20 protein-coding genes and 3 tRNA genes are annotated in these 17,275 nt (G+C 68.3%); 11 read left to right on the top strand and 12 right to left on the bottom strand.

What is annotated here, in order from left to right:
- Positions 1-33: 33 nt before the first annotated feature.
- Both secE and ACZ45Z_RS28265 read right to left on the bottom strand, forming a co-directional pair.
- The gene (gene secE / locus ACZ45Z_RS28270) at positions 34-330 is read right to left on the bottom strand and encodes a preprotein translocase subunit SecE (RefSeq protein WP_136741286.1); all 297 of its coding nucleotides are present in this window, start codon (positions 328-330) and stop codon (positions 34-36) included.
- A gap of 108 nt (positions 331-438) precedes the next feature.
- Positions 439-511 (bottom strand) — tRNA-Trp (locus tag ACZ45Z_RS28265).
- A 183-nt stretch (positions 512-694) separates the two neighbouring features.
- Here ACZ45Z_RS28265 and ACZ45Z_RS28260 point away from each other — a divergent pair.
- Both ACZ45Z_RS28260 and ACZ45Z_RS28255 read left to right on the top strand, forming a co-directional pair.
- The gene (locus ACZ45Z_RS28260; RefSeq protein WP_468368110.1) at positions 695-1,930 is read left to right on the top strand and encodes a pyridoxal phosphate-dependent aminotransferase; all 1,236 of its coding nucleotides are present in this window, start codon (positions 695-697) and stop codon (positions 1,928-1,930) included.
- A 150-nt stretch (positions 1,931-2,080) separates the two neighbouring features.
- Positions 2,081-3,121, top strand: coding sequence for an adenosine deaminase (locus ACZ45Z_RS28255; RefSeq protein ID WP_468368107.1), 1,041 nt, complete (start codon positions 2,081-2,083; stop codon positions 3,119-3,121).
- Here the strand turns inward: ACZ45Z_RS28255 and ACZ45Z_RS28250 are convergent.
- The 6 genes from ACZ45Z_RS28250 to ACZ45Z_RS28225 all read right to left on the bottom strand — a co-directional run bounded on the left by ACZ45Z_RS28250 (position 3,118) and on the right by ACZ45Z_RS28225 (position 5,659).
- Entirely contained in the window at positions 3,118-4,173 is a 1,056-nt protein-coding gene (locus tag ACZ45Z_RS28250) for a UDP-N-acetylmuramate dehydrogenase (protein ID WP_468368104.1), read from the bottom strand. The genes ACZ45Z_RS28255 and ACZ45Z_RS28250 overlap by 4 nt on opposite strands.
- Positions 4,174-4,232: 59 nt before the next feature.
- Positions 4,233-4,667, bottom strand: a complete 435-nt coding sequence (locus ACZ45Z_RS28245) for a MaoC family dehydratase (protein ID WP_468368101.1) — start codon at positions 4,665-4,667, stop codon at positions 4,233-4,235.
- Between the two features lies 1 nt (position 4,668).
- A complete protein-coding gene (locus ACZ45Z_RS28240) occupies positions 4,669-5,127 on the bottom strand; it encodes an FAS1-like dehydratase domain-containing protein (RefSeq protein WP_468368098.1) in 459 nt (152 codons plus the stop codon).
- Between the two features lie 87 nt (positions 5,128-5,214).
- A complete protein-coding gene (rpmG, locus tag ACZ45Z_RS28235) occupies positions 5,215-5,379 on the bottom strand; it encodes a 50S ribosomal protein L33 (RefSeq protein WP_006604855.1) in 165 nt (54 codons plus the stop codon).
- Between the two features lie 88 nt (positions 5,380-5,467).
- Positions 5,468-5,540, bottom strand: a tRNA-Met gene (locus ACZ45Z_RS28230).
- A gap of 46 nt (positions 5,541-5,586) precedes the next feature.
- Positions 5,587-5,659, bottom strand: a tRNA-Thr gene (locus ACZ45Z_RS28225).
- 182 nt (positions 5,660-5,841) lie between these two features.
- On the opposite strand from ACZ45Z_RS28225, the gene ACZ45Z_RS28220 reads away from it, so the two are divergent.
- The 5 genes from ACZ45Z_RS28220 to ACZ45Z_RS28200 all read left to right on the top strand — a co-directional run bounded on the left by ACZ45Z_RS28220 (position 5,842) and on the right by ACZ45Z_RS28200 (position 10,640).
- Positions 5,842-7,128, top strand: a complete 1,287-nt coding sequence (locus ACZ45Z_RS28220; protein WP_468368094.1) for an amidohydrolase family protein — start codon at positions 5,842-5,844, stop codon at positions 7,126-7,128.
- A gap of 100 nt (positions 7,129-7,228) precedes the next feature.
- Positions 7,229-7,891, top strand: coding sequence for an NAD(P)H-binding protein (locus ACZ45Z_RS28215; protein ID WP_468368091.1), 663 nt, complete (start codon positions 7,229-7,231; stop codon positions 7,889-7,891).
- A gap of 374 nt (positions 7,892-8,265) precedes the next feature.
- Entirely contained in the window at positions 8,266-9,015 is a 750-nt protein-coding gene (locus tag ACZ45Z_RS28210; RefSeq protein ID WP_468368088.1) for a TIGR04255 family protein, read from the top strand.
- 555 nt (positions 9,016-9,570) lie between these two features.
- Entirely contained in the window at positions 9,571-9,744 is a 174-nt protein-coding gene (locus tag ACZ45Z_RS28205; RefSeq protein ID WP_468368085.1) for a hypothetical protein, read from the top strand.
- Positions 9,745-9,770: 26 nt separating this feature from the next.
- Positions 9,771-10,640 (top strand): hypothetical protein, encoded by an 870-nt coding sequence (locus ACZ45Z_RS28200; RefSeq protein ID WP_468368082.1) that lies wholly within the window; start codon positions 9,771-9,773, stop codon positions 10,638-10,640.
- Positions 10,641-11,224: 584 nt separating this feature from the next.
- Here ACZ45Z_RS28200 and ACZ45Z_RS28195 read toward each other — a convergent pair.
- The 4 genes from ACZ45Z_RS28195 to ACZ45Z_RS28180 all read right to left on the bottom strand — a co-directional run bounded on the left by ACZ45Z_RS28195 (position 11,225) and on the right by ACZ45Z_RS28180 (position 14,419).
- Positions 11,225-11,659, bottom strand: coding sequence for a dCMP deaminase (locus ACZ45Z_RS28195; protein WP_468368299.1), 435 nt, complete (start codon positions 11,657-11,659; stop codon positions 11,225-11,227).
- Between the two features lie 20 nt (positions 11,660-11,679).
- Complete coding sequence (locus tag ACZ45Z_RS28190) at positions 11,680-12,363, bottom strand: RibD family protein (protein ID WP_468368079.1); 684 nt, start codon at positions 12,361-12,363, stop codon at positions 11,680-11,682.
- A 40-nt stretch (positions 12,364-12,403) separates the two neighbouring features.
- Entirely contained in the window at positions 12,404-13,834 is a 1,431-nt protein-coding gene (locus tag ACZ45Z_RS28185) for a helix-turn-helix domain-containing protein (RefSeq protein ID WP_468368076.1), read from the bottom strand.
- A 234-nt stretch (positions 13,835-14,068) separates the two neighbouring features.
- Positions 14,069-14,419 carry a winged helix-turn-helix domain-containing protein gene (locus ACZ45Z_RS28180; RefSeq protein ID WP_468368296.1) on the bottom strand — a complete coding sequence of 117 codons (351 nt, stop codon included), beginning with the start codon at positions 14,417-14,419 and terminating at the stop codon, positions 14,069-14,071.
- A 465-nt stretch (positions 14,420-14,884) separates the two neighbouring features.
- On the opposite strand from ACZ45Z_RS28180, the gene ACZ45Z_RS28175 reads away from it, so the two are divergent.
- The 4 genes from ACZ45Z_RS28175 to ACZ45Z_RS28160 are packed head-to-tail and all read left to right on the top strand — an operon-like array spanning position 14,885 to position 17,275.
- Positions 14,885-15,178, top strand: coding sequence for a hypothetical protein (locus tag ACZ45Z_RS28175; protein WP_468368073.1), 294 nt, complete (start codon positions 14,885-14,887; stop codon positions 15,176-15,178).
- Positions 15,178-15,840: a GGDEF domain-containing protein gene (locus ACZ45Z_RS28170; RefSeq protein WP_468368070.1), complete on the top strand. Its 663-nt coding sequence runs from the start codon at positions 15,178-15,180 to the stop codon at positions 15,838-15,840. The genes ACZ45Z_RS28175 and ACZ45Z_RS28170 overlap by 1 nt, the downstream gene beginning before the upstream one ends.
- Before the next feature lie 14 nt (positions 15,841-15,854).
- Positions 15,855-16,937, top strand: coding sequence for a DUF2637 domain-containing protein (locus ACZ45Z_RS28165; protein WP_468368293.1), 1,083 nt, complete (start codon positions 15,855-15,857; stop codon positions 16,935-16,937).
- Positions 16,934-17,275 carry a hypothetical protein gene (locus ACZ45Z_RS28160; RefSeq protein WP_468368067.1) on the top strand — a complete coding sequence of 114 codons (342 nt, stop codon included), beginning with the start codon at positions 16,934-16,936 and terminating at the stop codon, positions 17,273-17,275. Before ACZ45Z_RS28165 ends, ACZ45Z_RS28160 begins: the two co-directional genes overlap by 4 nt.

The following is a 17,275-nucleotide window of genomic DNA, read 5'->3' as shown; positions in this document are numbered from 1 at the left end:
AGGGGCGCCCGCTGAGGCGCCGCCTCCGCGGGGTCAGCCGAAGACGTACCCGACGACTCGGTTGATTCCCAAGTCAATCACGGTTACGAGACCGATGATGATGACAACGAAGACGATCACCACACTGGTGTACGTCGACAACTGGTTGCGCGTCGGCCAGACAACCTTGCGGAGTTCCGCCACAACCTGGCGGTAGAAGAGCGCGAGACGCGCGAAGGGGCCCTTCTTGCCGCGCTTGCCGCCACGGCGGGGCTTCTTCTGGGATTCCGCGGTTTCGTCCTCGGAACGACCGCGCTCAGGCATGTCGATGGAGCCCAGGGCGTCCGTCACTCGTCCTCACCTGAATCCGGGTCGTGGCCGTGCCGCGCCCGGTTGAGCCGCACGGCGGTGCATTTCATACGTACGCGTGCACGCACTGTGGTGAAGAAGTGCGTGTAGCAGGGCCGGAGGGACTTGAACCCCCAACCGCTGGTTTTGGAGACCAGTGCTCTACCAATTGAGCTACGACCCTTTGTGGTTCCCCCAACCTACCGCATGCGACCGACTGCACTACGTGCGTGCGGCGCGGCGACCTGTTGGGAGCCAACGGTCAGCGAGTGTACGTGCTTCTCAGCCGGGCGTCGAACAGAAACGTCGCGGGTGGTGCCCGCAAACCCGTGTGCCGGGCCGGTCGCCGGTCTGCGACGATGCATGTATGAGCGCTGCTACTCCTTCTGCATCGTCCCCCGCCGACCGCCGGGTGTCGGCCCGCGTCGGCTCGATCTCCGAGTCCGCGACCCTCGCCGTCGACGCCAAGGCCAAGGCCCTCAAGGCCGCCGGGCGCCCGGTGATCGGCTTCGGCGCCGGTGAGCCCGACTTCCCCACGCCCGACTACATCGTCGAGGCGGCCGTCGAGGCCTGCCGCAACCCGAAGTACCACCGCTACACCCCGGCCGGCGGCCTGCCCGAGCTGAAGTCCGCGATCGTCGCCAAGACGCTGCGCGACTCCGGTTACGAGATCGAGGCCGCCAACGTCCTGGTGACCAACGGCGGCAAGCAGGCCATCTACGAGGCGTTCGCGGCCATCCTCGACCCGGGCGACGAGGTCATCGTCCCGGCGCCGTACTGGACCACCTACCCCGAGTCGATCCGCCTCGCGGGGGGCGTGCCGGTCGACGTGGTCGCGGACGAGACCACCGGCTACCGCGTGACGGTGGAGCAGCTTGAGGCGGCGCGGACGGAGCGCACCAAGGTGCTGCTGTTCGTCTCGCCGTCGAACCCGACCGGCGCGGTCTACAGCCGCGAGCAGGTCGAGGCCGTCGGCCGCTGGGCCGCCGAGCACGGCCTGTGGGTGCTCACCGACGAGATCTACGAGCACCTGGTCTACGGAGACGCTCAGTTCACCTCCCTGCCGGTCGTGGTGCCCGAGCTGCGCGACAAGTGCATCGTCGTCAACGGTGTGGCCAAGACGTACGCGATGACCGGTTGGCGCGTCGGGTGGGCGATCGGGCCCAAGGACGTCATCAAGGCCGCCGCGAACCTCCAGTCGCACGCCACCTCCAACGTCTCCAACGTCGCGCAGGTGGCGGCGATCGCGGCGGTCTCGGGTGACCTGAGCGCCGTTGAGGAGATGAAGACCGCCTTCGACCGGCGCCGGCGCACGATCGTGCGGATGCTGAACGAGATCGACGGCGTGCTGTGCCCGGAGCCGGAGGGCGCCTTCTACGCCTACCCGTCGGTGAAGGAGCTGCTGGGCAAGGAGATCCGCGGCAAGCGTCCGCAGACCAGTGTCGAGCTGGCCGAGCTGATCCTGGAGGAGGCCGAGGTCGCGGTCGTCCCGGGTGAGGCCTTCGGTACCCCCGGCTACCTGCGGCTTTCCTACGCGCTCGGCGACGAGGACCTGACCGAGGGTGTCTCGCGGCTCCAGAAGCTGCTGGCGGAAGCCAAGTAGCGGCCGGACAACCGCCCTGCCGGGTGACGGGCAGGACCTTTGCGCGAGCGGGCCCCGGAACGTGTTCCGGGGCCCGCTCGCGTGTTCCGGCGGACACCCCTTGGAGAAAGGGCCTACCGGCGCGGCGGGTGGGTGCGGCAAGATCTCCGGATGGAGAGCTTTCGTGAGGTGCGCCGGCTGCCGAAGGCCCACCTGCACCTGCATTTCACCGGTTCGATGCGGGCTACGACCCTGCTGGAGCTCGCCGACAAGTACGGCGTGCACCTCCCGGAGGCGCTCCAGGGGGGTGAGCCACCCCGGTTGCGGGCCACGGACGAGCGCGGCTGGTTCCGTTTCCAGCGGCTGTACGACATCGCCCGCTCGTGTCTGCGCTCCCCGGAGGACATTCACCGGCTGGTGCGCGAGGCCGCCGAGGAGGACGTCCGGGACGGGTCCGGCTGGCTGGAGATCCAGGTCGACCCGACCTCGTACGCACCGCGCCTGGGCGGGCTGATCCCGGCGCTGGAGATCATCCTCGACGCGGTCCGCGCCGCCTCGCGCGATACCGGTCTGGGCATCCGCGTCCTGGTCGCGGCGAACCGTATGAAGCACCCTCTGGACGCCCGGACGCTGGCGCGGCTGGCGGTGCGCTACGCCGACCAGGGCGTCATCGGTTTCGGCCTGTCCAACGACGAACGCCGGGGTTTCGCGCGGGACTTCGACCGCGCCTTCGCCATCGCCCGGGAGGGCGGCCTGCTGGCCGCGCCGCACGGCGGGGAGCTGTCGGGGCCGGCGAGCGTGCGGGACTGCCTGGACGATCTGCACGCGGGCCGGGTCGGGCACGGCGTACGGGCGGCGGAGGACCCCGCGCTGCTGCGCCGACTGGCGGAGCGCGGGGTGACCTGCGAGGTGTGCCCGTCGTCGAATGTGGCGTTGGGGGTGTACGAGAAGCAGGAGGACGTGCCGCTGCGGACGCTGTTCGAGGCGGGTGTGCCGATGGCGCTGGGCGCGGACGATCCGCTGCTGTTCGGCGCCCGGCTGGCCGCGCAGTACGAGATCGCCCGTACCGCCCACGGCTTCTCCGACGCCGAGCTGGCCGAGCTGGCCCGCCAGTCGATCCACGGCTCGCGGGCGCCGCGGGACGAGCGGGAGCGGCTTCTGGCGGGCGTGGACGCCTGGCTGGCGGCCGACGGGCCGGCGGGCGCCTCCTAGAGGCTGACGCCGACCGTCACCGGCTCGTTGACGAGCGTGACGCCGAAGGCGGCGTGGACGCCGTCGCGGACCTCCCGGGCGAGCGCGAGGAGGTCCTCGGTGGTGGCCGAGCCGCGGTTGGTGAGGGCCAGGGTGTGCTTGGTGGAGATGCGGGCCGGGCCGTTGCCGTAGCCCTTGGTGAAGCCGGCCCGGTCGATGAGCCAGGCCGCGGAGGTCTTGATCCGGCCGTCACCCGCGGGGAAGGCGGGCGGGGTGGTGTCGGGGCCGAGGCGGTCGTGGACGCGCTTGACGAAGGCGGCGTGCTCGGCCTCGGTGAGGACGGGGTTGGTGAAGAAGGAGCCGGCCGACCAGGTGTCGTGGTCCTCGGCGTCCAGCACCATGCCCTTGCCGGCGCGCAGCGCGAGGACGGCCGTGCGGGCGGCCGCGGCCGGGACCCGGTCACCGGCCTCGACGCCGAGGGCGCGGGCGGTCTCGGGGTACTTCAACGGCGCGGAGAGGCCGCCGGCGTCTTCGAGCTCGAAGCGCACCCGCAGCACGACGAACCGCTCGGGGTCCTGCTTGAAGCGGCTGTGGCGGTAGGCGAAGCCGCAGTCGGCGTTGGGGAGGGTGACGCACTCGCCGGCGCGGCGGTCGTAGGCGACGACCTCGGTGAGGGTGGCGGAGACTTCCTGGCCGTAGGCGCCGACGTTCTGGATCGGGGTGGCGCCCGCGGAGCCGGGGATGCCGGCGAGGCATTCGATGCCGGCCAGTCCGGCCTCGACCGTGCGGGCCACCGCGTCGGACCAGTTCTCGCCGGCGGCCAGCGTCAGGGACGTGCCGTCCAGGGTGTACCCGCGGGTGGCGATGCGCAGCGCGGTCCCCTCGAAGCCCTTGTCGCCGATGACGAGGTTGCTGCCGCCGCCGATGATCAGCAGCGGGGTGCCGGTGTCGTCGGCCGCGCGGACGGCGGCGATCACTTCCTCGTCGGTGGTGGCCGTGACGAGGCGGGTCGCGGGGCCGCCGAGCCGGAAGGTGGTCAGCGGGGCGAGGGGGGCGTCGTGGAGTTCCTGCACCCGCCCCACGATACGGGGGCGGCCCGGCAGGCTTCGCCGACCGCCCCCGGAGCGCGTGGTCAGGCGAGGCGGACGACGGCGCGGGACATGCCCAGCACCTTCTGGCCGGCGCTCATCGCCAGGAGGTCGACGCGGACGGTGCGGGCGTCGTCGTCCAGCTTGGCGGCGACCTTCGCGCTGACCTCGATCAGCGCGCCGGTGTCGTCGTTGGGCACTATGACGGGCTTGGTGAAGCGCACGCCGTACTCGGCGACGGCGCCCGGGTCGCCGACCCAGTCGGTGACGACGCGGATCGCCTCGGCCATGGTGAACATGCCGTGCGCGATGACGTCGGGCAGGCCGACCTCTTTGGCGAACTTCTCGTTCCAGTGGATCGGGTTGAAGTCGCCGGAGGCGCCGGCGTACCGGACGAGTATCTCGCGGCTGACGGGGAAGCTCTGGGCCGGGAGCTCGGTGCCGACCTCGACGTCGTCGTAGGAGATCTTCGCGGTCATCTCAGGCCTCCTTGGCGCCGGCGGCGCGCGCCACGAGCTTGGTGACGGCGGTCACGACGTGGTCGCCCGCTTCGTCGTGCACCTCACCGCGGATGTCGATGATGTCGTTGCCCGCCATGGACTTGAGGCCCTCGATGGTGGAGGTGACGGTCAGTCGGTCGCCGCTGCGCACCGGGCGGGTATAGGTGAATTTCTGATCGCCGTGCACCACCCGGGCGAAGTCCAGACCCAGTTGGGGGTCTTTGACGACGTCTCCCGCGGCCTTGAAAGTGATGGCGAACACAAAAGTCGGCGGGGCGATCACGTCGGGGTGACCGAGAGCCTTGGCCGCCTCGGTGTCGGTGTACGCGGGGTTGGGGTCGCCGATGGCCTCGGCGAATTCGCGGATCTTTTCCCGACCGACCTCGTACGGGTCGGTGGGCGGGTACGTACGTCCGACAAAAGACTGGTCGAGCGCCATGGGCTCGCAACCTCCCTGTACTGATGTGGTGAGAACGCCGTGAGGCCGCCCCCAACAAATGGGGACGGCCTCACGAACGAGCCTGTGTTATCGCGTCTCGCGGTGCGCGGTGTGCGAGTTGCAACGGGGGCAGTGCTTCTTCATCTCAAGACGGTCCGGGTCGTTACGCCGGTTCTTCTTGGTGATGTAGTTCCGCTCCTTGCACTCCACGCAGGCCAGCGTGATCTTCGGGCGGACGTCTGTGGCAGCCACGTGAGTGCTCCTTGACGGACGGATGGACGGGCGAACGCATAGAAGAGTAGCCGATCGGAGGACCGACCCCACAATCGGCTACTGTCAGTAGCGGTGACCGGACTTGAACCGGTGACACAGCGATTATGAGCCGCTTGCTCTACCGACTGAGCTACACCGCTGTGATGCAGGAGTCCCTCGCCCGAAGGCGAGGTTCTCACACACCAGAGCCCCAATACGGAATCGAACCGTAGACCTTCTCCTTACCATGGAGACGCTCTGCCGACTGAGCTATTGGGGCGAGCGATGAAGACATTACACGGCCCGCAGCCAAAGGTGAAATCCGTATCCGGGCCACGTCCCAAGCGCCCCGCGCACCACACCGGTACGACTTTTCCGCGCCTCCGCGAAGCTCTCCCAACGGCCCCCTACCCTCGGACCAACGCTGCGTGATCTTGCACGCCCGGGCTTTCGAGGAGCGCGATGTCCGACAGCAGTTCGCCGCAGCCGCAGCCACAGCCGGGCCAGCCGCGAAAGCCGGGACAGCCCGGCGGCGCCGGCCGTCGCACCGGTCCGGACGCCGGCGCGCTGGTGCTGTGCGGCGCCCGGCTGGTCGACGGCCGCACCGTGGACGTACGGCTGGGCGGCGGGCGCATCGAGGCCGTGGGGACGGCCGGCAGCCTCCCCCGGCAGGGCTCCCGCGTCGACCTCGCCGGCTACCTCCTGCTCCCCGCCCCCGCCGAACCGCACGCGCACTGCGACACCGCCCTGACTGCGGACTCCGACGGCCCGGCCTCCGGCTCCCCCGAGGACGTCCAGCGGCGTACGACGGAGGCCGCGCTGCTCCAGCTCGGGCACGGCGCCACCGCCTCGCGCAGCCACGTCCGGATCGGCGACGTCCAGGGCCTGCGCTCGCTGGCGGCCGTCCTCCAGGCGCGCCGGTCGCTGCGCGGGCTCGCCGACCTGGCGGCGGTGGCGGTGCCGCGCGTGCTGACGGGTGTGGCGGGCGCGGAAGGGCTGGCGATGCTGCGGGACGCCGTCAAGATGGGCGCTTCCGTCATCGGCGGCTGCCCGGACCTCGATCCCGACCCGGCCGGGTACGTAGAGGCGGTCCTGGAGGTCGCGGGCGAACACGGCTGCCCGGTGGACCTGCACACCGACGGTGACGACCCGGCGCGGCTGGCCCGGTTCGCGGCGATGGCCGGCGGGCTGCGGCCGGGGGTGGCCCTCGGGCCGTGCGCCGGGATGGCGCGGATGCCGCGCAGCGTGGCGTCCCGGGTCGCCGAACAACTGGCCGCCGCCGAGGTCACCGTCGTCTGCCTGCCGCAGGGCGACTGCACGGGCCTGGAACGCCACGGCTCACGGGTGTCCCGGCCGGCGCCGGTGCGGTTGCTGCGCGCGGCCGGGGTACGGGTCGCCGCGGGCAGCGGGGCGCTGCGCGACGTGGCGAACCCGGTGGGCCGCGGCGATCCTCTGGAGGCCGCCTACCTCCTGGCCTCCCTGGGCGAGGCCACGCCGGAGGCGGCCTACGAGACGGTGAGCACGGCGGCGCGGGCGACGCTGGGCCTGCCGGAGGTACGCGTCGAGGCGGGCTTCCCCGCCGAACTGCTCGCGGTGCGCGGCGAACGGATCGCCGGGGTCCTCTCGCTGGCCTACAGCCGGATCGTGGTGCACCGGGGGCGGGTGGTGGCGCGTACCAGCGCGGTGCGCGAGTACTGCGATTCGGCGGCGGAGGTGGCGCTGGAGCTGCCGCGGCAGTCACAGCGCTGAGGGGGTGTGCGCGGGGGCGCGCGCCCTCCGGGTGACGAGCCCCGCCGTACGGCCCGCGGCCTGCGGTACGCGGTCTCCACTTCGGCGTACGGTCGGGATCATGCGCATTGTCATCGCAGGTGGACATGGTCAGATCGCGCTTCGGCTGGAGCGGTTGCTCGCCGGGCGCGGGGACGAGGTCGCGGGCATCATCCGCCGGCCGGAGCAGGCCGGCGCCGTGCTGGCCGCCGGGGCCGAACCGGTGATCTGCGACCTGGAATCGGCGACGGTGGAGGATGTCGCGCGGCATCTCCAGGCCGCCGACGCGGCCGTCTTCGCGGCGGGTGCCGGGCCGGGCAGCGGCGTCGAACGCAAGGACAGCGTGGACCGCGGCGCCGCCGCCCTCTTCGCCGACGCGGCCGAGGCCGCGGGCGTACGCCGCTTCCTCGTCGTCTCCTCGATGGGCGCCGACCGCGAGCCCCCGGAGGGCACCGATCCGGTCTTCGCCGCCTACCTGCGCGCGAAGGGCGCCGCGGACTCCGACGTACGCGCCCGCGCGGGTCTCGACTGGACGATCCTGCGGCCCGGCCGGCTGACGGACGACCCGGGCACGGGCCTGGTCACCCTGGCCGACGCGACCGGCCGCGCCGAGATCACCCGCGACGACGTGGCCGCCACCCTCGCCGAACTCCTCCACACCCCGGCCACGGCCGGCCGCACCCTGGAACTGATCAACGGCGACGTACCGGTCGCGGAGGCGGTGAGGGCGGTGGCGGGCGGCTGACCCACCCGGACCCCTGCGAACCCACACGAAAGAGCCCCCGATCCGCTTGCGCAGATCGGGGGCTCTTCACACCTGTGGCGGCGCCAGGATTCGAACCTGGGAAGGCGAAGCCGGCAGATTTACAGTCCTCTCGCGATCTTCCTTTCACACCACCGCTGACCTGCAACGGAAGGCCAATCACATACAACTGGGCGCTCAGCCGTCCACGCCTCGTCCAGATCGAGGCTCGACTACCGGTTCGAGCCAGCGAGCTATCAGTCCGGGACTCGGCGACGGCATGTGGGCATGAGCAACCGACTACGGATCACGCCACGACTGACAAGCCCCCGAGGCGTGGGTAGTGTCTACATTGTGTCCACAATGGAGGCCCCAGCATGTTGTCCCTTCCTCAGCAGCCGCATGTAAAGCTGCAACACGCACCGATTGCGCTGGCTGCCCTGCAGGTCCATTTCGAGGACGTGGGCGATGTCGTCCGCAGCGATGCGCGAGACGTCCAGAAGATGCTTGGCATCGACGAATGGTCTGACCTCCAGGCGCATCAGATCATTACGGGTGTCGTAGGTCCGGCCGGAATCGGGCAGCAGCCAGCACGTCCCGCATGGCAGATCAAGGCGAAGGGCGGCCAACAGGCAGTCGCCCTCAACCCAGATAGCGCAGCGATCGAGATGAACGTCTATCCGGGATGGGAGACGTACAGAGACGCCTTTGCGCGACTCATCAAGGCGGTGGACACCGTCATTGGCCCACAACAGTCCCGACGCCTCGGCTTGCGGTACATCAACCAGATCCCGTTGCCCGAAGGCCATGAGAACTGGGATGGCCTCATTCCGGCAGAACTACTCGGCCCAGCAGCTACTCATGGGGCCTTCACGAACGGTGTCGTCGCTACTGAACAACGCGTCGTACTGGACATGACCAACGGCCTCAGGTGTTTGTTGCGGCACGGAATGTTCACCGACCCCAACGGCCGGCGCGTCTACTTGCTGGACTACGACATCTTCCGAGAAGCCCCTGCAGCTTTCGACGCAACTAGGATCGTTGAAGAGGCGGAAGTCCTTCACGACACCGTCTACGACTTGTTCCGCGCCACGATCACCAATGATCTCTTCGAGTACCTGCGTTAGGGGCCACGGGTGAAAGCACCTGCCATGGAGACAGGAACACGCACGGAAGGCGTGTCGGTTGGGGAGCGTGAGCGTCGGCATGAGCTGCCAGGCACCGTAGGCCCGTCGGTCACAGAAATCGGCTCGTTTCCTGTGCCCGTAGCGATACCCGAAGTCGGCATCGCGTGGCGGATCGCTGTCACAGAGATCATCGGGACGGCACTTGCGCGCCGCGAGTCCTTTATCGACACAATCACACCGGTCAGGACGCTTGAACTGGCAGCGTCAGCCGATCTCTCAGGCAGTCCATTGCCTGTCGCGGAACGATCTGAACGTACGAATTTCGCCTACTCGTGCGTCACCGACTTGTCGGGGTGGTTGGAGGTAGGCGTTTCCGAACTCACTGAAGCGCTAGGCATCCCGCGAGCTACCTGCTACGCCTGGAAATCCCGGGGGAGTACACCCCGCTCAGGAACGACCCGCCTGCTCTACAAGGTTCATGCGCTGGCCTCGCTCGTCGTTGATGCGCTTGGAGAACCCGGTGCTCGCAGATGGTTCCACTTGGGGGCGCCCGCCATGCGCGAGAGGCTGCTGGCAGCAGCCGACGACCGCAAAGCGCTCGACCAGATCACGGACGAGGTGAGCCGCACCTTCGCCCCCATCAAGGCGCTGCCCATCGACCGCAGTCTGGCGGCCCGCCCGGGTGGAGTCGAGGGCCCAGCACCCGACGGCCCCTTGGAAGGCTGGTGAGAACAACGTCTGAACCCGAAGGATCGATGCAACCGGACCTCGGCAAGCCCCGTCCTTGGCGCGACGACTATCTAGAGAAATTCAACCAGTTTCGGCAAGGCCACATCCTGGAGGATCTCCCTCTCGTCTTCCTGGGATCAGCCGAGCAGCCCCTCTGGGCTGGAGACACTGAGGTGCTTCGGGGGGGCTTCGGCTCCGCCCTTCAGACGGTGATGGAGAAAGGGCTGCCGCTTCGCCATGCCATGATCACCACGCAAGGCTGCGACATCGTAAAGCCCACACATACGTGGCTCGGCGTGGTTCCGGTGTATAACGCCGCCAGCCACTTCGACAGGAGCATGATCGGCGCGGTTAGGTCAGGGCACGTCCTCTACCTGCTGCCGCTCAAGCCGCCCTGGGGCGCTTCAGACGAGAAGTGGGTTGCAGACCTGCGCATCGAGATACCGGTAGAAAAAACGATCCTGCTCGACCGGACACCTCTTGAGGCATACGCCTCAGAGGCTGACTACTCAAATGTCGGGGAGCGACTCGCTCATCTTCGGAAGCGCCCCGACGTTGCGGGAAAGTGCCTGGACCACGTTGTCCAACCGCTCTTCGATTGGGTGCGCCAGCAGGACGATTCGACGCGCCAGCGGATGCTGGACACCGTGGACCACGTACGAGTCTGGCAGGACAGCTACGAGTCACCGTCGAAAGCTCGCTTGATCATCGTTGTGGGCGAGGGGCTCGCGGGCAACCACGACCACGATCTTTGGGCAGCAGCAGAGGAGCACGTGTACGAGCAGGCCACTGCCGCCGACCTGATGCTGATTCCTACCAAGACGGCCACACTCCAGGACCTGTCAGCGGCGGATTTCCAAGGAAGCCAGCTCGTCGAGGATGGCAAAAGCTCATGACATCCGTCGTCCTCCGAGATCAGCCCCGCGCGCTCCCGAGGCCCCACAGCCACTCGCTGCTGCGCGAGAAGAGGTCATTCGCCGCTCAGTGACGATGGCCCCCTGCACGATGTTCGACAGCGCGTAGTTCCCGCCGCGCCCGCTTATGACGCCTGCGGCACAAACCCCCTTCGCCCTAACGGGGGCTCTAGCCGTCCGCGTCTCGTCCACGGCCCAACGTTTTTGGGTCAGTGGGCAAGCCCTCCCCTCGCCCTCCTAGCCTCAGACCCGCGGCACAACCCCCAAGTACTCCGCCCCCTTGTGGTTTGCCACGATGAGGGAAAAGCCGTGCCCGGCTGCACATTCAAGGTCCACTCGGACGTATCCTCCGCGCGTCCCCAAAGGGCCGGCGTACTCGTCCCGGTCGGGCTGCACGGTGACCGACTCATGGTCGGGGCCACCGGTTTCGACTTCACCGGCGCCGCACGCCGGACACATCAGCTGCCACTGCCTGCCCCATGTGGGGCCGGGGTGGTCGCTCGGCACCAGGATCTCCGAGTGGGACATTGGCATCGCGTTCCTCCTGTGGGACTCGTTACGTCCGATCAGACGTTTAAGCGCAGCAGATGGGCATTCACGGCGCGCGCCTGCTCGCTCAACTCCGGAAGTTCGACCACTTCCACGCCTGCCGCGCGAAGCGTCTCCACCCCCACACAGTCCTCCACGAACAACGCTGGCTCCCGCCAGGCGATTACGACCCGTGGGACACCAGCCTTAAGCACCAACTCAGTGCAGGTGGGCCGTCGTGAATGGCGCTGCGAACATGGTTCCAAGGTGCTGTAGAGCGTGGCGCCGGCGAGCCTGGAGCGACCATCGCGAACCTTGTTCAAGGCGGACTCTTCTGCGTGGATGTGAGGCTCGGTCTCGCGGGAGTATCCGCGGGCCAACTCTGCACCGTTCGCCGCCACAATCACGGCACCCACCGAGTACGCCCCACGGGCTGGCGGGCAGTGACGAGACAGCTCAATGGCTGCCTCCATCCAGGCTCGATCTGTGCTGGTCAAGCGGTACTCTCCTGCTTCGGCAAGTATCGGAGAAACACGACATCTCCAATGCTACGAGCCTCTTCCAGTCGCATGCGGCGCGTCGACCCTCCGGGGTAGCTGGCGGGGCTGAGGAACCTCGGTGCTTCAGCTTCGCCCACGATCAGCGGGGCGATCGCAAGGTGGATCTCGTCGGCCAGTCCTTGCGAGAGGAAGGCTGTGTGCACACGCCCTCCCCCCTCCACCATCAGCCTCTCGATGCCGCGCTCACCCAAGTCGTCCAAAAGCGCGCCAAAGTCGATGTCGGAACCTGTAGACACAACGTCCGCGAGGCCCTCCAAGCGCTGGGCGAGCTTTTCTGCGCCGGCGTCGGTCGTATAGGCCAGTTTTTCTCCGCCGTGATGCCAGAACTTCAGATCCGGATCGAGATCACCGCTCGCGGAAATGGTGACCTTCAGGGGATACGCGGGCTTGCCTGCCGAAACGCGTGCAGCTCGGCGTTCCTCGCTATTCACCAGCAATCGGGGATTGTCGGCACGCATGGTGCCGGCGCCGATAAGAATGGCGTCGGAGTCCGCTCGCACTTGGTCGACGCGATCGAAATCCTCGCTATTGCTCAGCAGAAGCCGAGACGAACTGGTGTCGTCGATGTAGCCATCGACAGAGGTGGCAACGCTTAGCAGCACATACGGACGGGGCATCGCGGTCTCCTTGGCTAGCTCGGAAGGGTAGGCACGAACGTCAGGCTTGGCTGAGCACAGCTTCGTTCATCGCATCTCTGAAGTCGCTCACGCCCGGGACCGTACGCCACTTGCTCAAGTCCCCGTCGAGTTGGGTCAGCTCCCGTGCGATGCGAGCAGACCCCGTCTCGACTCCGATGCTGAGCGCCTGAATGCCCACAGCCGCAGCCTGTTCTGCCTCCCCTGCACGCCCTAGCGCCGCCGCTTCGCGAGCCAGGTACACGCCTCTGTCGCGGTGGTAGCCAGCGGGCAACTGAGCGATGGCGTTCCGGAACCCCTCAGCGGCCTCTCGATGGTCTCCCAGCACTGCCAGGCTCTGCGCTCGGTGCACTTCGATGTATGCCGCATCCAGCCACACCCCCCAGGAGGAGCGGGGGTCCGGGTCCATGCTCGCGTGCAGCTCCCGGGCATGTTCGTACGCACGCTGGGCCATCTCTGGGTCGTTGCGGAGGGCATGGCCGTGTGCCCCGAAGGTGGCCGCTACGGCTGCCAACCTGCTCCCCGGGTCAGCCATATCTTCTGCGGCCTCCGCGACATCCACGGCCTCGACAGGGTCGCGCATGTCGCCGGCCAACTGACTGCGCCGGGCCAGAATGTACGTCGTCAATTCCGGGTCGCCGGACATATGCGAGGCTTCCAACGCCTCACGCATCCAATGCTGAGCAGCGCGGAAGTCGCCGAGATCCTGGTGCAGCCATCCACAGAGCTCCGAATACTGCGTTTGCATCTGGAGCAGATGACGCCGATCTGCGCCGCGCCGGTCGATCCGCAGCTCCTTGATAGCGGCGATCTGCTGTTGGACCGCGGGGATCACGCGGTGGGGGCCAAACAGGTTGTCGTTGTCGATCAGCACTCTCCGCGTCGCCTTGAGGTGCTCAATTGGGTCCGCCCCCGACAACGTGAGGCTCGACTTGCTGGGCCTTGCAGCGGCCGGCAGGTCCGACACCGCAGCTATCGCCGCGCCTGCCCCAAGCGCGCCGAGTAGGGACCTTCGAGAGAGGGACACGAAGATGATCCTTCCGTCATCGGTACGTACGGGGACTGAGATCCCCTCCTCTGACGGTGCCTGAATGCCCGATTCGCCAGCCAGGGCCACAGGGGCTTTGGCCACATGGGTCCCCGGTTTAGCCACATGGCCGGACGACAGAGCCTCAAGGGTCGCGCCCTCCAGGATCTTCACGTGGAGCCGGACCAATGATCCAGCAGCACCAAGAGCACGGTCGTACGCCTCGACCAGGGCTGCGGATGCGGCCTGCCCGCCTCTTTCCACACGGGCCATGTAGCTGCTGTTGAACATGATCGCCTGGCTCAACTTGCCCAGGGACAGACGGCGCTGCTCACGCCAAGCTCGCATCTCGGCACCGAGGTAGTGCTGAGGGCTTGCGTGCGGTGTCAGTTCGTTCGGACGTTGCCCCATCCCGTCCTCCCCCATGAGGCCTATGTGGCCGCCTTGGGCGGCCACATGTCAGGCCTGTCGGCCAGTCAAGTTCAGTCGCTACAAACGATGAACAAGCAGATCCCAACCTATCGAGGTCGGTTGATGGATCGCATCGATTGAGCAGGAAGGAGGTGCCTCATGGCCGCAAAAAAACCCGATGGGCAGGCTTTGCAGCCAGGGCGGTTGCGGGCCAACAGAGCTGACGCCGTCGACGCACCGCACGGGCTACTAGTTCGCCTCCAGCCCCGCTACCCGCTCGCGCAGCTCACTCACTTCCATCTGAAGGCTCGCGATCTGTTCACGCAGTTCTGCGATCGCCGCTTCGGGAACAGACTGCTGAGCAAGTTCGCCGGAGTTGGCGGTGAGGAACGCACCCTTGCCCTGGTGACTCACCACGAGACCTTCGGTCTTGAGTTCGCGGATCGCGTCGCGAGCCACTGTCGCGGTAGCCCCGTATGAGCTTCGGATCTTCGCGAGCGAAGGCAACTGCCCAGTCTCTGCGAACTCGCCATCTGCGATCCGTCGCCGAAGATCCTCCGCTACCTGCTGATAGGCGGGCTTGCCGGTCCACTCGATCATCTGCACCTCACGTCTCAATCCAGTCTCTGCCTCATAGTGCCCAAGCGGCAGAGCTAGGGCCAAGCCTCAAGGCCCCTGGTCTCCGGAAGAGGGGTTGCAGGACTGTGCCTCACAGTGCACTATGAGGCACAGGCGCCTGGGGCCGTCAAAGCCCCAGGAAGTCGCAAGGAACCTGCCTGACCTGCGCAATTAAACGCCCGGAGGGCCCCGTGAAACGGGCTCGAAGAGAGCGTCCGTGTCTTGAGAACTGAACAGAGTGCTGAGAACGAGTGATTTTGGCTGCTGACGACTCTCTGCGGAGGCGTCAGCAGCAATGGCCACTCGTCTTCAACGAGCGGTCGCCGCGGCCGGTGTCTTCCGGTTCTGCGGCTTGTTCATCCAGACCGGCCGGAGCGGTGGCACTCCCGTGCAAGGACACGCCGCCGCCCGGCTCTCCCCGCCATCTGAGATCAGGAGAGCACTGCCATGAAGACCTATTTCGGCGGCAACCAGGCCGTCACAAACAACGACTTCATCGAATTGGCCCTGGGCACCCCGCTGGAGCTGTGGCTCGGGGTGGCGGGCGAGAGCGCCGAGGAGCGCGCGGCCAGGCTGGACGCGGCGCGTGACATCCTCGCCGACGACCCCGGCCTGTTCGACACGGTCTCGCGTATCGCCGGCGAGGTGGCCCAGGCGCACGCCCCGGACCTGCTGAACGTCGTCCCGCTGTCTCGCCCTGGCAAGGGCAAGGGCCGCAGTGTGCGGAAGGCGGCGGCCTGATGAGCGAGGTCATGACGCTGGCCGCCGCGTCCGGGCCGCTGGCCGCTGCCTGGTCCCTCCACACGCTGTGGATGCGCCGCCAACTGCGCGCCGCCCGCCACGATCCGCTCACGGGCCTGCTGCGCCGGGACGGCTTCGAGGCCCAGGCCCGCCGCCTGGTGCGTCAGGGCACTACGGCGGTCCTAGTCATCGATCTGGACGGCCTCAAGGCGCTGAACGACACCCACGGGCACGCCGCCGGGGACGCGGCGATCCGCGCCGCCGGCGAGCGGCTCGGGCTGTGGGTTCATGCACGCGGAATCGCGGGACGCCTGGGGGGCGATGAGTTCGCCGCCGTGATCCGCCGCCCGCCCGCCGGGGAGCCGGAGGGGCTGAGGACCCTGGACTTCTTCCTGTGGCACCTGCATGCGCAATTGTGCGAGCCGATCAGCGTCGGTGGCCGCAAGGTGCCGCTGGGCGCCTCCATCGGCACCGTGGTCGCCCCGCTCGGATCCGGGGACCTGTCCACCTGGATGCGCCGGGCGGACGAAGTCATGTACGGGGTCAAGGCGGACGGCGGCGGCTGGTCCGTCGCGCACGACTCCGAGCCCGCTCACGGCACCGTCAACGGCCGCCGCGCCGGTCGCCGCGGCGCTTCCGACGGAGCGGAGGCGACGGGGTGATGCGCTTCGCGACCATGAGCCCGCAGCAGATCAAGATGGCCGAGCGGACGCTGTCTCTGGGCACCTGGGCGATCACCATTGGCGCCGTGGTCTTTTCCGTCCTGACGGTCACGCCGCTCGTTCAGCGGGCCACCCCCGGCGGGTGGGAGTGGACGGCCCCGATCCTCCCGGTGGTGGTGGACGCCGCAGTCGTCATCGTGGTCCGCCTCGACTCCACCGTCGCCCGCCTTGGTGGAAGCGGCGGCCCGTGGCCAACCGTCCTGCGCTGGATGACAGGACTGATGACTCTCGGCCTGAACATCGGGGACTCGGCCCTCAAAGGCGACCTGGTCGGGGTGGCTGTTCACTGTGTCGCCCCGCTCCTGCTCATCGTCACCGCCGAGGCAGGGCTCGCCTACCGCCGAGCGATCACAGGCGCCCTGGCCCGCATCGACCGTGAGCAGCAAAAGCAGGCCGAGCAGGACCGCCAGGAGCGCGAAGCGCGCGAGAAGCGGGCGAGGGATGAGCGGGAAGCACAGCGCGCTGCCCGGGAGCGTTCCGAGCGGGAAGCCCGCGAACAGGCCGAACGTCTGGAGCGCGAAAGGCTGGAGCGTGAGGCGACCGAGCGCCGTGAGGCGCGCGAGCACGCCGAGCGTATGGAGCGTGAGCGCCTGGACCGCCAGGACCAGCAGCGGCGCGAGGAGCGCGAGCACGCCGAACGCCTGGAACGCGAACAGCGCGAAGAACGCGAGCGTGAGCGCCAGCGCCAGGAGGCCGCTGCGCGGGCCCGGCGGCAGGCCAGCGAACCCCAGCAGCGCACGCGCACGCGCGAGCGTCAGCCCCGCCAGCGCAAGCAGGCCAAGGCGCCTGCGGCCCGCACCGAAGCAGAACTGTTCTCCGAGGCCCGGGAGCTGACCGCCGGATGGTCGGAGGCGGAGCTGACCGCTGACGCCATCCGCAAGACGGTCCGCACATCCCAGGACAACGCCCGGATGCTGCGCGACGCCCTCAAGGCCGAGCGCGCCCAGGCCGCCCGCTTCCGGCCTGCCGATACCGAGGAGCCCGCCCAGTCCGACCACATCGACCAGACCGAGCACAGTGAGGGAGAAGCAGCATGAGCGCCGAAAGCCTCAACCGCCTGATGCCCGCCATCGACACCCTTGGCCGTCTGTCCGCGACGTTCGGCCACCTCCCGGCCACCGAGATGGACGTCCAGACCGTGTACCACCCGGAGCACGACGACTTCCGCGCAGCAGTGGTGATCAGGCTGCACGACGGGCTGGACGGCTTCGAGCTGTGGCGCGAAGCCCTCGGCATCCAGCCTGAGGGCGTCGTCTACCGGATGCTGACCAACTCGGTATCTCTCACCGCCGAGACGGAGTGGTGCGGCACCTGGGTTGGGGTCCACGGCTATGGCCGACTGCCGACCGACGCGCGGGTCGTCCGGGCGGCCTGA

This window comes from Streptomyces sp. NPDC031210, from assembly GCF_055570395.1.
The sequence above is the reverse complement of the archived record's forward strand: the minus strand, read 5'-3'. Positions and strand labels throughout refer to the sequence as shown.

Bases quoted from the DNA above. Each gene is read 5' to 3' on its own strand.
- ACZ45Z_RS28260 (WP_468368110.1), top strand. From the start codon at position 695: ATGAGCGCTGCTACTCCTTCTGCATCGTCCCCCGCCGACCGCCGGGTG.
- ACZ45Z_RS28255 (WP_468368107.1), top strand. From the start codon at position 2,081: ATGGAGAGCTTTCGTGAGGTGCGCCGGCTGCCGAAGGCCCACCTGCAC.
- ACZ45Z_RS28245 (WP_468368101.1), bottom strand. From the start codon at position 4,667: ATGACCGCGAAGATCTCCTACGACGACGTCGAGGTCGGCACCGAGCTC.
- ACZ45Z_RS28240 (WP_468368098.1), bottom strand. From the start codon at position 5,127: ATGGCGCTCGACCAGTCTTTTGTCGGACGTACGTACCCGCCCACCGAC.
- ACZ45Z_RS28220 (WP_468368094.1), top strand. From the start codon at position 5,842: ATGTCCGACAGCAGTTCGCCGCAGCCGCAGCCACAGCCGGGCCAGCCG.
- ACZ45Z_RS28215 (WP_468368091.1), top strand. From the start codon at position 7,229: ATGCGCATTGTCATCGCAGGTGGACATGGTCAGATCGCGCTTCGGCTG.
- ACZ45Z_RS28210 (WP_468368088.1), top strand. From the start codon at position 8,266: ATGTTGTCCCTTCCTCAGCAGCCGCATGTAAAGCTGCAACACGCACCG.
- ACZ45Z_RS28205 (WP_468368085.1), top strand. From the start codon at position 9,571: ATGCGCGAGAGGCTGCTGGCAGCAGCCGACGACCGCAAAGCGCTCGAC.
- ACZ45Z_RS28200 (WP_468368082.1), top strand. From the start codon at position 9,771: ATGCAACCGGACCTCGGCAAGCCCCGTCCTTGGCGCGACGACTATCTA.
- ACZ45Z_RS28195 (WP_468368299.1), bottom strand. From the start codon at position 11,659: ATGGAGGCAGCCATTGAGCTGTCTCGTCACTGCCCGCCAGCCCGTGGG.
- ACZ45Z_RS28190 (WP_468368079.1), bottom strand. From the start codon at position 12,363: ATGCCCCGTCCGTATGTGCTGCTAAGCGTTGCCACCTCTGTCGATGGC.
- ACZ45Z_RS28185 (WP_468368076.1), bottom strand. From the start codon at position 13,834: ATGGGGGAGGACGGGATGGGGCAACGTCCGAACGAACTGACACCGCAC.
- ACZ45Z_RS28180 (WP_468368296.1), bottom strand. From the start codon at position 14,419: ATGATCGAGTGGACCGGCAAGCCCGCCTATCAGCAGGTAGCGGAGGAT.
- ACZ45Z_RS28175 (WP_468368073.1), top strand. From the start codon at position 14,885: ATGAAGACCTATTTCGGCGGCAACCAGGCCGTCACAAACAACGACTTC.
- ACZ45Z_RS28170 (WP_468368070.1), top strand. From the start codon at position 15,178: ATGAGCGAGGTCATGACGCTGGCCGCCGCGTCCGGGCCGCTGGCCGCT.
- ACZ45Z_RS28165 (WP_468368293.1), top strand. From the start codon at position 15,855: ATGAGCCCGCAGCAGATCAAGATGGCCGAGCGGACGCTGTCTCTGGGC.
- ACZ45Z_RS28160 (WP_468368067.1), top strand. From the start codon at position 16,934: ATGAGCGCCGAAAGCCTCAACCGCCTGATGCCCGCCATCGACACCCTT.